General features: G+C 56.4%; 11 protein-coding genes, 2 pseudogenes and 1 riboswitch. Of the genes and pseudogenes, 9 read left to right on the top strand and 4 right to left on the bottom strand.

All coding sequences use genetic code 11. From position 1 onward, the window contains the following. Positions 1 to 46 precede the first annotated feature (46 nt). Entirely contained in the window at positions 47 to 1198 is a 1152-nt protein-coding gene (locus tag SOPEG_RS16565) for an alanine racemase (protein ID WP_200867821.1), read from the bottom strand. A 131-nt stretch (positions 1199 to 1329) separates the two neighbouring features. Here SOPEG_RS16565 and SOPEG_RS16560 point away from each other — a divergent pair, with 131 nt between their 5' ends. The 3 genes from SOPEG_RS16560 to tsuB all read left to right on the top strand — a co-directional run bounded on the left by SOPEG_RS16560 (position 1330) and on the right by tsuB (position 3684). Then, positions 1330 to 2238 carry a LysR family transcriptional regulator gene (locus SOPEG_RS16560; protein ID WP_025246185.1) on the top strand — a complete coding sequence of 303 codons (909 nt, stop codon included), beginning with the start codon at positions 1330 to 1332 and terminating at the stop codon, positions 2236 to 2238. Between the two features lie 144 nt (positions 2239 to 2382). Beyond that, complete coding sequence (gene tsuA / locus SOPEG_RS16555) at positions 2383 to 3438, top strand: thiosulfate utilization transporter TsuA/YeeE (RefSeq protein WP_025246184.1); 1056 nt, start codon at positions 2383 to 2385, stop codon at positions 3436 to 3438. A 21-nt stretch (positions 3439 to 3459) separates the two neighbouring features. Continuing rightward, positions 3460 to 3684: a thiosulfate utilization sulfurtransferase TsuB/YeeD gene (gene tsuB / locus SOPEG_RS16550; protein ID WP_025246183.1), complete on the top strand. Its 225-nt coding sequence runs from the start codon at positions 3460 to 3462 to the stop codon at positions 3682 to 3684. 66 nt (positions 3685 to 3750) lie between these two features. On the opposite strand, the gene SOPEG_RS16545 is transcribed toward tsuB, so the two are convergent. Further along, entirely contained in the window at positions 3751 to 4236 is a 486-nt protein-coding gene (locus tag SOPEG_RS16545) for a GNAT family N-acetyltransferase (RefSeq protein ID WP_236851525.1), read from the bottom strand. 274 nt (positions 4237 to 4510) lie between these two features. Here SOPEG_RS16545 and SOPEG_RS16540 point away from each other — a divergent pair, with 274 nt between their 5' ends. The 6 genes and pseudogenes from SOPEG_RS16540 to SOPEG_RS25125 all read left to right on the top strand — a co-directional run bounded on the left by SOPEG_RS16540 (position 4511) and on the right by SOPEG_RS25125 (position 11477). Next, the gene (locus tag SOPEG_RS16540; protein ID WP_051419831.1) at positions 4511 to 5233 is read left to right on the top strand and encodes a helix-turn-helix transcriptional regulator; all 723 of its coding nucleotides are present in this window, start codon (positions 4511 to 4513) and stop codon (positions 5231 to 5233) included. A 440-nt stretch (positions 5234 to 5673) separates the two neighbouring features. Beyond that, positions 5674 to 5774, top strand: a riboswitch (TPP riboswitch). Positions 5775 to 5820: 46 nt separating this feature from the next. After that, the gene (gene thiM / locus SOPEG_RS16535; RefSeq protein WP_417903421.1) at positions 5821 to 6609 is read left to right on the top strand and encodes a hydroxyethylthiazole kinase; all 789 of its coding nucleotides are present in this window, start codon (positions 5821 to 5823) and stop codon (positions 6607 to 6609) included. Further along, the gene (thiD, locus tag SOPEG_RS16530) at positions 6606 to 7409 is read left to right on the top strand and encodes a bifunctional hydroxymethylpyrimidine kinase/phosphomethylpyrimidine kinase (RefSeq protein WP_025246179.1); all 804 of its coding nucleotides are present in this window, start codon (positions 6606 to 6608) and stop codon (positions 7407 to 7409) included. The genes thiM and thiD overlap by 4 nt, the downstream gene beginning before the upstream one ends. 333 nt (positions 7410 to 7742) lie before the next feature. Next, positions 7743 to 9293, top strand: coding sequence for an IS21-like element ISSoEn3 family transposase (gene istA / locus SOPEG_RS16520; protein WP_081743036.1), 1551 nt, complete (start codon positions 7743 to 7745; stop codon positions 9291 to 9293). 11 nt (positions 9294 to 9304) lie between these two features. After that, positions 9305 to 10054 carry an IS21-like element ISSoEn3 family helper ATPase IstB gene (istB, locus tag SOPEG_RS16515; protein WP_025244354.1) on the top strand — a complete coding sequence of 250 codons (750 nt, stop codon included), beginning with the start codon at positions 9305 to 9307 and terminating at the stop codon, positions 10052 to 10054. A gap of 227 nt (positions 10055 to 10281) precedes the next feature. Continuing rightward, positions 10282 to 11477, top strand: a pseudogene (locus SOPEG_RS25125) (IS256-like element ISSoEn2 family transposase). On the opposite strand, the gene SOPEG_RS16505 reads toward SOPEG_RS25125, so the two are convergent. Next, positions 11385 to 12203 (bottom strand): ferrochelatase, encoded by an 819-nt coding sequence (locus SOPEG_RS16505; protein ID WP_025246176.1) that lies wholly within the window; start codon positions 12201 to 12203, stop codon positions 11385 to 11387. The pseudogene SOPEG_RS25125 and the gene SOPEG_RS16505 sit on opposite strands and share 93 nt — an antisense overlap. Before the next feature lie 137 nt (positions 12204 to 12340). Beyond that, a pseudogene (gene yegS / locus SOPEG_RS16500) lies at positions 12341 to 13192 on the bottom strand (lipid kinase YegS). Between the last annotated feature and the right edge of the window lie 2 nt (positions 13193 to 13194).

Genomic DNA, 13194 nt, shown 5'->3' with positions numbered 1-13194 from the left:
TTGCGCTGTCCCAGGCGCCCTTGTAGCGCGCAGGACTCGCGCCGCGCTAAGTGCTTCTACCGCGCCGGCTGTGGTCGCCCGCTTGCCGCGGGCGCGTTACCAGCCCTGAAACCGTGACCAGGGCGCGGTATTGCCCTGCGTATCGCAGGCATGCATTACCGCATGCTGCGCGCCGGTGGCGCAGGCGTGGTTGGGTAAAATGCGCAACTGTGACCCCAGAGGGGAACAAGGTGGTGATATCGGCCGCAGGTTGGGACGGTTGGGCGGCAATAATGCCGTGCTCTTGATTGGCGCCGATAACGGTAAAGCCGTCGAAGGGGGTGCCGTCCAGCCGGCAGGGCTGTCCGTAACCGTAATCCCGCTGTTGGCTGGCGGTGCCGCGGTCCCGGCTCAGGGCCATCCAGCCGGCGTCCACCATAACCCAGCCTTTCTCCTGCTGGTGACCGATGACCGTGGTCAACACGCTTAAAGCGATATCGTCCAGTTGGCAAACGCCGACGTTGTGCATCACCAAGTCGAAAAAGGCGTAGACCCCGGCGCGCACCTCAGTTACCCCCGCCAGCTGCTGCGCAGCGAAAGCCGTGGGCGTAGATCCCACGCTGACCTGCTCACAGGGAATGCCGGCATGACGCAACCGGGTGGCGGCAAGCACCGCGCCGGCCCGCTCCTGTTCCGCCAGAGCGGCAAGTTTTTCCGGCGAATGCAGTTCATAGCTGGAGCCGGCATAGGTTAACACGCCGCCCACGGTGGCGCCGTTTTCCTGTAACTGCGCCGCCACCGTCAGCAACTCACCTTCCGCGGGATCAATACCGGCGCGATGACCATCGGTATCGACTTCAATCCAGACCTCGAAATGTTCATCATGGGCGCGGCCGAATTCGCCGACCTGGCGCGCCGACTCGGCATTATCGACGATAATCTTCAGATCGCAGCCCTGACGGCGCAGCGCCAGCTCCCGCGGGTGCTGGCGGGCGGAAATACACACAGCGTACAGAATGTCGCGGATCCCGGCGGCGAAAAAGACCTCGGCTTCTTTTAATAATGTCGATACGGTAATGCCGTGGGCGCCCGCCGCCAGTTGCAGGTTGACGACCTCAAAACATTTGGACGTTTTGACATGAGGCCGGAATTTCACCCCCAGCTGGTTCATGCGCTGCTGCATGCGCTGTATGTTTTCTTGTAGCCGCGCGCGATCCACTATTGCGCACGGAGTGTCGAGCTGGTGGAGATGCATGAAGAAATCCTTGACGGAGACGGTAAGACGATTTTTTTGTACTAATCAATCTGGAGATCATTGATATTTAATTATGCTAATTCTATGATTCAGTTATGCTGAACTCCACCGATATACAGTTTCTGCTGGTGATCCGGGAAAGCGCCAGCCTGCTGGCGACGGCGCATAAACTCGGCCTCACCGCCTCCGCGGTGACCCAGCGGCTACAGCAGCTTGAACGAAAGTTGGGTATCCAACTGGTGGACCGCAGTGCGCGTCAGTTGCAGTTTACCGACGAGGGCGAGCTGTTGTGCCAGCGCGGCGTGGGCATTATCGATGAGATCGCCGGCCTGATGGAGACGCTGCATGCCAGGCGTCACGGAATGGTCGGCCGCCTCGCCATCAATGCCCCTTTCGGCTTCGGCCGGCGCTATGTCGCATCGGTGGTCGCCGCCTTTCGCCAGCGCTATCCCGACGTGGATATCAGAATGACGCTCTCCGACCAGCCCTTGGTCGCCAGCAGCGACCGTAGCGATTTGGTTATCCATATTGGCGAGTTGCGTTCATCGAACCTGATTAGCCATTACATCGCCCCCAATCGACGCCTCCTCTGCGCCTCGCCGGCGTTTATTGAACGCTATGGCCTGCCGGCACATCCGCAGGATCTGGCGACGCTACCGACCATAGCGCTGCATGAAAACAACGAAGACGTGACGCTGTGGCAGCTACGATCGCGGTGCACTACGGTCAACATCCGTATGCAACCGATATTAATCAGTAACGACGGCGAAGTGATCCGGCAATGGGCGGTGGAGGGGCTGGGCGTCATCATGTGTTCGGAATGGGATGTGGCGGATGTCCTGGCGGAGGGAAAACTGCTGCCGCTGTTGCCTGACTGGCGATTGCCCGACGCCAATGTCGTGGCGCTTACCCACCAGGGCGCAGGGCTGCCGGAGCGAACGCGCGCATTTATGCGTATGATGCAGGAGCAATTCCAGCCGCAGGCTCCCTGGCGCCAGCGATGACAGGCGGCGGCGCGGGTGAGTCTGCCGTCACCGCGGGCGGGGGAAATATTTTTTCTTTATATAGTATTGTATTTGGATATTGGCGGGTCGTGCAGGTGGGGAGAATAATTATATCTCCTAATACTTTGATTTCGAATATTTATTGTGCTACAAACACTTTTCACCGGGCTCATTTGCGGTGCGCTTCTTGGCTTTGTTATGCAACGGGGGCGATTCTGCCTAACGGGCGGTTTTCGCGATATGTACCTGGCCAAAAATAACCGTATCTTTTACGCCTTACTGATTGCCATCGCTATTCAAAGCGTCGGCGTATATATCCTCATCGCCGCGGGGCAGTTCAGTTACGATGCCGGCGCTTTTCCCTGGTTGGGCACTATCGTTGGCGGGTACGTCTTTGGTATTGGGATCGTCATGGCCGGCGGCTGTGCGACCGGTACCTGGTACCGCGCCGGCGAAGGGTTAATCGGCAGTTGGATTGCCCTGGCGGCCTATATGTTGACCAGCGCCGTAATGCGCTCCCCGCATCTGGCTAGCTTCAATCAGCACCTTGCCTCCTTCCATACTGCCCATAATGCGATGGCGGACACCTTGGGCTTGTCTCCCTGGCTGTTCATCGCCCTATTGGTGCTGGTGACCGTCTGGTTAGCGCGCCGGGAATTGAAAAAACCGACGCTGGCGATAGCCGCACTACCGGCAAAAAAAACCGGGCTTGCCCATCTGCTGTTTGAAAAACGCTGGCATCCCTTTGCCACTGCCGTAGTGATAGGCTTTATCGCGACGCTGGCCTGGCCGTTAAGTATCGCCTCCGGACGCCTCTTCGGCCTGGGCATTACCGCGCTGAGCGCCAATATTGTGCAGTATCTGGTGATAGGGGATGACAAATTCATCAACTGGGGGGTGTTTTTAGTACTGGGCATTTTCCTTGGCGCGTTCATCGCTGCCAAAGGCAGCGGTGAATTCCGCCTGCGCGCCGCCGATGCCGCCACCTTGATGCGCAGTTGCACCGGCGGCATCCTGATGGGATTCGGCGCGACTACCGCCGGCGGGTGTTCCATCGGCAACGGCCTGGTGATGACCGCCATGCTGACCTGGCAGGGCTGGGTCGGATTGGCCTTTATGATTTTGGGCGTCTGGACGGCGTCATGGTATCTGTTCGTACGCCCGCGGCGCCGGGCGGCATTGCGCGCGGCATCAGTCTGATACAGGTAATAAGGAAACGTAATGATTAAGAAACTTGATGTTATCAGCCAGGTTTGTCCTTTCCCGCTTATCGAAGCGCAGTCCGCGATGGCGGCGTTACAGGCCGGCGACGAGCTGATCATTGACTTCGACTGCACGCAGGCGACGGAAAGTCTGCCCCAATGGGCGGCGGAACAGGGGCATCTCGTTACCGATTACCAGCAGGTGGGAGCCGCACAGTGGAGCATCACGCTTACAAAAGCCTGAGGCGGCGCCCGGGGAATAGCGCAGACGGCGAATCGCCAAAGCCCTTGATGGCGGCACTGGCCCCCATCAAGGGCGCGTGGATGCGGCGTTTCGACGCGATGAAGCCGGCGGCTGGCGGTGATGCATCAGATAGTATTCGCCGTTCTCCGCCAAACCGGTGGTAATGACGCGCCAGCCGTTATGCAGATAGAAGCGCAGCGCGCGTTGATTGAGCATGAGGCACTTCAGCGCCATCGTGCCCCGGCATAAAGGATAGCAGGCGTCCAGCAGGGCGGTCCCCACCTTTTGCCGTTGCCACTGGGGAGCAATAAACAGGTTATGCAAAAAACGGTCTTGCACCGTGAGCGAAGCAAAGCCGGCGATATCCTGGTCGATTTCCGCCACCAGGATCTTTTCCCCAAGCGTTACCGCGTCAAAATCCTCCAACTTCCAGTGGCGGTCGTCCAGCCACAGCCAGTTCGCTTTGCGTGAGGCGAGAAACAGCGTGCGCAAAAAGGGGCGGTCCGCTTCCTGATAATTTCTGACGGTAATGTCGCCGCTGTTCCTGTTCATTGCATGTCCTGCTGGCCGGGGAACCCAAAAGATGAGCGAGAGTTAATTATGGTACATGTTATTTAATGTTCAGGCTAATCAAAGTAACCGCAACGGATTGATTTGTTCGGCCCGATACTGTGACGGATAATTATAAACACCTCTGTTAGTGGTTGCTTCCATTGTGGGCTTCTTATACTATCCAACAATCATAAAGTAAAATAGCTGCACCGCCGGATTTCCATCATCGGTGTGATTATTCCGTTCATTCAAATAAATATAACAGGTAGAGATAATGGGTGACCCAAGCGATAAGGATTATATGCTATTCATCAACCAGATGAAGAAAAATATTAAACTTTATCTTTCACATATATTTAACGATTCCGATGTTTTCACTTTCGCCTACTTCATGATGAATAAGGGCGAAGGACACCCTGCCTATATGATATCCGATTACCCGGCGGGTTGGCTGAATCAATATCGTAATTATGGTTTTCAAAAAATTGACCCGGTACTGCTGATCGCCTGCCGTAAGTTTACGCCTTTTAGCTGGCAAAATAATCCCAATCTGCCGGACCAAAACTTTTATAAGATGTCTAGCGATTACGCCCTTGACAATGGTTATACCTTCACGCTGCATGATCCTGACAACAATCTGGCGACGCTAACAATAATTCAGATGAAGCAAGGTGCTGATTTTTATGATGTCATAGAGCGTGAAAAAGATAAATTCCAGATGTTGCTCATCACCACCCATGAAAAAGTCATCCGCTTTTTCGACGCGCGTAAGGAACAGGTGACCGAGGGGACTGAACAAGAACCCTGCCGGCTATCGCCGCGAAAAAAAGAGGTGTTGTTCTGGGCAAGCGTGGGTAAAACCTATAATAAAATCTCCACTATCCTGTCTATCAGCGAGGGGACTGTTAAATTTCATATTCGCAATATCAATAAACTTGGTGTGGCGAACGCAAAACACGCTATCACGCGCGCAATGGAACTGAAACTGTTAAGTTAGTCGTCTAGAAGATTTCCTTCTCAATCCAACGATACCATTGAGACCCTACTAATTAATCCATTTTTTTTATTTAATCTGTATAACCTATTTTGCTGTGGAGGATGTCGATTCCATTCCTTTAGTTCCCACAATATTTGTGTACTTTGTTCTCCCGGCGCTTGGACGTCATTAAAAGATCCGGGCTAATAACCCCCCGTCGGGTAAACCTGGAAAATAAAGAGGTAAAATAACGCGCCGTGCTGGCCCGGGGCATCGCTGTCGGGCACGCGCCCCGGCGGCGCGGCAAAAGTGAAACGCGTTATCGGGACCGAAAGCGCGATGGTTCCGTTGGTTGACGCGTTTGTCAGACGCTAGAGCGTAAATGGATTGTGTTCCGCCTGGCCATTGGGCTATCATGCCCGAAGGAAGACATCGCCGTTTATCCCTAAAAATGCTATTTTATCAATGACTCGGGGTGCCTCGACCGCCAGGTTAAGGCTGAGAAATACCCGTATTACCTGAACTGGATCATGCCAGCGTAGGGAAGTCACGGTCCCCATTCACCCGCGGAACCGCCTTCTTGATCGCCGGTGGGAGTAATGAGAACCATGCAACCCTCCGAATTACCGGGCGCAATTGCCGCCCAGACCCTGCTGCAACTGCGCCAGCAGGCGCCGCTGGTGCACTGCCTCACCAATGATGTGGTGCAAACCATTACCGCCAACATGCTGCTGGCTTTGGGCGCTTCCCCCGCTATGGTGCTGGAGCCGGAAGAGGCCGCGCAATTCAGCGCCATCGCAGATGCCTTATTGATTAATATCGGCACGCTATGCCAGCAGCGCGCCGAGGCCATGCTAGCGGCGATCGCCGCCGCCAGGACGGCGGATACGCCTTGGGTTCTGGATCCCGTCGGCGTCGGCGCGCTGGATTACCGCAGTCATTTCGCCCGGCGTCTGTTGACCCTGCAACCGGCGGCGGTGCGCGGTAACGCCTCGGAAATTTTAGCGCTGGCCGGCATTGTTCCTGCCGGCCGCGGCGTTGACAGCGGCGATGATTCCCTGCAAGCTCTGCCCGCCGCACGGGCGCTGGCCAAGGATTGCGGCGCGGTGGTAGCGGTAACCGGCGCGGTAGACGTGATTACTGACGGTATTCGCGTCTGGCAGGTCGATGACGGCCATCCGTTAATGACGCGCGTGACCGGTACCGGTTGCGCATTGTCGGCGGTGGTGGCCGCCTGCACGGCCTTGCCGGGCGAGCGGCTGGACAATGTCGCTGGCGCCTGCCGGCTGATGGCTCGCGCCGGCCGTCTGACCGCCGCCTGGGCGGCGGGGCCTGGCAGCTTTTCCAGCGGCATGCTCGATGAGTTGTATCGTCTGTGCGCGGAGGATGTGCAATGAGTCGAATTTACTATGCGCTGTCCATCGCCGGCACCGATCCCAGCGGCGGGGCCGGCATCCAGGCCGATTTGAAAACCTTTTCAGCGCTCGGCGCCTATGGCACTACGGTTGTGACCTCGCTGGTGGCGCAAAACACGCGCGGCGTACAGTCGGTCTATCCCATTGATGCGGCGTTTGTGGTGGCCCAGATGGAGTCGGTGCTGAGCGACGCGCGTATCGATAGCGCCAAAATCGGTATGCTCGGACAAGCATCGGTTATCCGCGCGGTGGCGGCCAAGCTACAAAAATACCCCATTCCCTGGCTGGTACTCGATACGGTCATGGTTGCGAAAAGCGGCGATGCGCTGTTGGATGAGGATGCGGTCACCAGCCTGCGGGATATTTTGTTGCCGTTAGCGTCAATTATTACCCCCAATCTTCCCGAGGCGGCGGTCCTGCTCGGCTGTGCGCCGGCGGTGGATGAGCATCAAATGCGTCTGCAGGGCCGCGCGCTTCTGACGTTGGGGTGTCAGGCGGTGGTGATGAAAGGCGGCCATTTGGCCGGCGGCGCAAGCCCGGACTGGCTGATCAGCCCGGAGTATGAGCTTCGCTTCGACAGCGCGCGGGTCGCCACACGCCACACCCACGGCACCGGCTGCACGCTGTCAGCCGCGCTGGCCGCGCTGCGCCCGCGTTATGATGATTGGCCGCAAACCCTGCGGGCGGCCAAAGCGTGGCTGCAGCAGGCGTTGCTGCATGCCGATGATTTACGCGTGGGGCAAGGTATCGGACCGGTCCATCATTTCCATGAGTGGTGGTGATACCCCTTCAAGAATGCCGGCGGCGTAGGTGAGCAGGTCATGCTCCAGCTGCAAATGCCGCGCATCGAAAGCGTTAAGCATGAAACTGGTCTCGGCGCGCTGCGGTCGGATCAGCAATGCGGGACGCGGCTGTGCCTGAGCGTTTGCTTCTGCCTGAGCGGTACTTGCTGGTTCCGGTCACATCCGATCACTGATTCCGATTTCACCCGATCACTAATTCTGATTTCATCCGATCACTGATTCCGGTCGCCCGATCAGCGATTCCGATTCTGTCCGATCGCTCATCTTCTGTTCCGCCATACTCTGGAGACTTTTAGCTTCCGGGGGCATGGCATGGCACGTAAAAAGAAGAAAGCGAGAACGGAAATGTGCATCTATATTAATGTCTTACGTATGAAATTCGAGCAGCGTCGCTCGAATCGCACTATCGCAGCAGCGCTCGGCATAGGCTGTACTACCGTGCACGATATCCTCGGCCGATTCACGGTAGCTAACCTGGCCTGGCCATTGCCGGCGGAACTGTCCCCCGTCGACCTCGACCGCCTGCTCTATCCCGGCAAATCCGGAAAAGTTATCAATACCTTACCCAGCTGGCTTGATATCGATACCGAGTTAAGCCGCAAGGGCATGACCAAGCAGCTGCCCTGGATGGAATATCAGTCCGCCGTGGGCGGTGATGCCCTCGGGTACTCACAGTTTTGTGCACTGTTCCGTGACTGGAAAAAGAAGCAGCGGCGTTCCATGCGCATGGAGCACAAGGCTGGCGAAAAGCTCTTCATCGACTTCTGTGGCTCCACCGTACCTATCGTCAACCCTGCGACCGGTAGCGTACGCCAGGTCGCTATCTTCGTCGCTGCCATGGGCGTGTCAGGCTATGCGTATATCGAAGCCTGCGAAGGCCAGGACATGGCATCGTGGCTCAACGCCAATAGCCGCTGCCTGCACTTCATGGGTGGGGTTCCGGAGCTGATGATACCTGATAATCTGCGCAGCGCTGTCAGCACCCCTGACCGCTATGAGCCGGTCATAAACCAGAGCTACCAGGCGCTGGCAAATCACTATGAGACAGTGGTGCTACCGGCGCGCCCGAGAAAACCGAAAGACAAGGCGAAGGCAGAATCAACTGTGCAGCTGGTAGAACGCTGGGTTTTGGCCCGGTTGCGTAAACGTAGGTTCTACTCGCTGGCCGAACTCAACCAGGTGATACGAGAACTCAATCATGAGTTGAATCTGCGCCCGATGCGTCATTACGGTGGACAAAGTCGCCTTGAACGCTTCGAGCAGCTGGACAAACCGGCTCTTGGGCCTCTACCGCCCACACAATGGGAATACAGTGAGTATCTCGTTGCCCGAGTGGGACCTGATTACCACATAGACTACGGCAAAAACTGGTACTCGGTGCCGCATCCGCTGGTTGGCGAGCACGTTGACGTCATCGCCACCCAACGGCTGGTGCAAATCCACCATAAGGGCGTCTGCGTGGCTACGCACCCTCGCAGCGATAACGCCTATAGGCACACGACTCAGGCGGCGCACATGCCGGCTAACCATAAGGGGCAGAGTCAGTGGACGCCGGAAAGGCTGTGCAGTTGGGCGCTGTCGGTGGGTGTGTGCACACTGAAAGTGGTCGAGTCCATCCAAAAGAGCAAAGCCCATCCGGAGCAGGCTTACCGCTCCGTGCTGGGGCTACTCAATCTGCAACGGCGCTATGAGACGACGCGACTGGAGAAGGCCTGCGCGCTGGCGTTGGAGAAAGGGTGCATTAACCGCTCTTTCATAGCCAACGTATTGAAACACGGTCGTGAAAGTGAGGTCACCCAGGACGGAGCCGGCGTATCAATGCTGGTTCACGAAAACCTCCGAGGTCCGGACAGTTATCACTAAGGAGAATAAATATGGATACACTGTTAATGGCTCTGCGAGAGCTGAAGTTGTCGGCAATGGTCCAGGCGTTGGAGACGCAACGCGAACTCCCGGGGAGTTATGGGGAGCTGGGGTTCGAGGAGCGGTTGTCGCTGATGGTAGAAGCGGAAAATTTGCATAGAAAAAACAACCACATATGCCGTCTGCGACGGCAATCGCAAATGCGCTTGCAGGCAAAACCGGAAGATATCCGCTATATCCCTAGCCGAGGAGTGACACCGGAACAGATGCGAGATCTGCTAGGGGGACAATATCTGAAATATCAGAAAAGCATACTCATCACGGGGCCGACAGGTACGGGCAAAACCTGGCTCAGTTGTGCGCTTGGTGAGCAGGCATGCCGGCAGCAATATAGCGTGCGTTACTGGCGAGTGGGTCGGTTGCTGGCCCATCTTCACCAGTGTCAGGTAGACGGGACCTATCTAAAACAGCTTAAGCAGTTAGAAAAAATAGAGTTACTGATCTTGGACGACGTGGGCCTAGAATCAATAAGTCCGATGCAGGCAACGATGCTGTTGGAGGTGATGGAAGATCGCTACGACAAAAGCAGCAGCATCCTGATCAGTCAACTGCCGGTGAAAAAATGGTATGGACTGATAGAAAACCCCACGACAGCTGACGCGTTACTCGATCGGTTAGTACACCCCAGCTATAGACTGGAACTTAAAGGCGAATCACTACGCAAAGAGCAAGGAGTAGCCAGCACAGGAAAAATAGACTAAACCCGAGTCAGAAGATGAGCGAACACGTGATCGAATATCACTGGAATGGGTGATCGGAAAATATCAGAATAACTGATCGGATGTCGCCGGAACAGCTGATCGGATACGTCGGAATCTGCAGTACTGGCGGCCAGGGTATAAATATAGCCCGGCGGGAGCCTGTTTAGAAATTTGTGTATTTGCCTGATTTTGATATGTTCAATCTAACATCAAAAACAGGTTAATTTATGGACGAAAAACAGTTGCAGGCTCTGGCTAACGAACTGGCCAAAAATCTCAAAACCCCTGAAGATCTCAGTCACTTCGATCGGCTGCTGAAAAAAATTAGCGTCGAAGCAGCTCTCAATGCCGAAATGACCCATCACCTCGGCTACGATAAAAATCAGCCTAAACCGGGGACCAACGCCCGCAACGGCTATTCCACAAAAACCGTTACCACTGGCGCTGCGTACTCCGCGCGATCGTGACGGTTCCTTTGAACCGCAACTGGTGAAGAAGAACCAGACCCGGATTACCGGGATGGATAACCAGATTTTATCGTTGTACGCCAAAGGGATGACCACCCGCGAGATCGCCGCCGCGTTCAAAGAGCTGTATGACGCCGATGTCTCGCCGGCGCTGGTCTCAAAGGTCACCGATGCGGTCATGGAGCAGGTTGTCGAATGGCAAAACCGGCCTCTGGATGCAGTCTATCCCATTGTTTATCTTGACTGTATCGTTCTAAAAGTCCGGCAAGACAGCCGCATCATCAACAAATCTGTGTTCCTGGCGCTGGGCATCAACATCGAAGGCCAGAAAGAGTTGCTAGGTATGTGGCTGGCCGAAAATGAAGGCGCAAAGTTCTGGCTGAACGTGCTGACAGAGCTGAAAAACCGCGGCCTGAACGATATCCTTATCGCCTGCGTAGACGGGCTGAAAGGTTTCCCTGACGCTATTAACGCGGTGTATCCGGAGGCGCGGCTCCAGCTATGTATCGTACATATGGTGCGCAACAGCCTGCGGTTCGTCTCCTGGAAGGACTACAAGGCCGTCACCCGCGACCTGAAAGCTATCTATCAGGCCCCTACGGAAGAAGCCGGCTTGCAAGGCGCTGGAAGCGTTCTCCAGTGCCTGGGACATCCGCTACCCGCAAATAAGTCGAAGCTGGCAGGCAAACTGGGCCAATCTGGCCACGTTCTTTGCCTACCCAACGGACATCCGCAAGGTGATCTACACGACCAACGCCATCGAGTCGTTAAACAGCGTGATCCGGCATGCCATCAAAAAGCGCAAGGTGTTCCCGACCGACGACGCAGTGAAAAAGGTGGTGTGGCTGGCGATACAGGCGGCCTCACAGAAATGGACAATGCCTTTGAGGGACTGGCGCATGGCAATGAGCCGCTTTATTATCGAGTTCGGTGACCGCCTGGACGGTCACTTCTGAGAAAAGGCATTTACACAGAATCGTGTACAGGGTCCCCGGCTGGATCTGGTTTTGCGCATCGCGCCAAAGCAGTTGCAGCGCCGGCACCGCGACCTGTCGACGGCTGATAAAGACATTGCCTGCCCAAAAGCCGGTGAAGTCCCCATCCTGCTGTAGCCGCTTGTCGTCGAAACGGGAGGAGGCGACCCACTGAGCGAGGGCATCGGCGCTGAGGCTGTCCATTAGGGTCCGCCAGAGCGGTTGATCATTTTCCAACTGGTAACACGCCATTCCGACATAGTCGTTGAGCGCCTGCCATTCATGCTCCAGCCGCTGTTTTAACGCTTTATCCGTCAACTGGGAATATTGCACCAGCGGGCTTTGCCGCTCGCCCAGTTGTCCATAGGTAATAAGGGCCATGGTACGGGGCCTGCGGCGCAGCGACATCCACAGTAAAAATTTGGGGATGCGGAAAGTAATGGACTGCACGCTCAGGCGTAATTCGCCCTCTTTGGTCAGCACCAGGCCACTCGCGGTGCCACGTTTGCCCTGATAGTGATGAATAATGACGACGCTATGGGCGCCCATCCAGCCGGTCACATAGTGTTCTCGTTCGCTGGAATTGATACGCAAATCGCTAACGATATGGTCGATGGTATCGACGTCAAGCGTTGCCAGGGGGTGGGCTTCATCCGCGCTGTAGTAGAGCGACGGCGGCATCGTGGCGTCAGGGGTAAAGAGCGGCATAAAGGCATTCTGAGGGAAAGATATGGCATATAGCTTAACTCAGGTTGTTATACAGATTCCCCTTTAACCCGCCGAAAACTGTGATTAATGTGCGGAAGATCAACTCAGCGCGCGCGGTCGCCTCTTTGCCGCGCCGCTCACGCCAGCAGGGGACACTGCGGCGGCAGCCGGCAGGTTAGCGCGGCGGGGATGACGGTGATATGGAATTGGCGGCCGCGCAGCGGTTCCCCGTCCAGATTAAAGGTAATCTCATTCGGTGCATCAACCTGTAACCAGGGCAGGGAGGCGCTGATGGATTGCGGGTGATCATCGCCGCTGGCCAGACTATTGATAAGCGTCGGGAGCCACTCTTCCGACGCGATAATGCGCAACTACAGCCGGCCGTCATTAATCAGCGCCCCCGGGCAGAGGGCCTGGCCGCCGCCCGCCAGGCGGCCGTTGCCGATGCCGATCACCAGCGCATCGCCTTGCCAGCGGAAATCCGGCCCGCGAATTTCGCAGCTGTCCGCCTTGAGCGTATCCATGCGCAGCAGGCCGTGGATGAAATAAGAGGCGCCGCCCAACGCCGATTTCAGTTTTTCCGGCGTTTCCGTGGTGATGCGCGTGCCGAAGCCGCCGGTTGCTATGTTGATGAAGAAACGGTCGTTATTGACCTGGGTGATATCGATGGGCGTTGGTTTGCCGGCTATCGCCAGCAGCAGCGCTTTATCCATCTCCAGAGGGAAGGTGCAGGCGGTGGCAAAATCATTGGCGGTGCCGAGCGGCAAAATGCCGAGGCACGGGCGCTGTTGTGCCGGCAGCAGCGTTAGGGCGCCGCCGCCGAGCTCAACCGCTTCCGCGACGTAGCGTTGCGCATCGCCCTGCTCCCAGGTGACGCGAACGAATAGCGGGTAGCCTTCCTGGCGATAAAATCTGACCGCCTGGCGCAGCGCTTCATTGCCGACGCTTTTGCCGTTGAGGATCAGGAGTGACGCCGGCTGTTTTGGCACCT

This window comes from Candidatus Sodalis pierantonius str. SOPE (assembly GCF_000517405.1).
GTDB lineage: Bacteria > Pseudomonadota > Gammaproteobacteria > Enterobacterales > Enterobacteriaceae > Sodalis_C > Sodalis_C pierantonii.
This window is presented reverse-complemented; position numbering and strand designations above follow the sequence as displayed.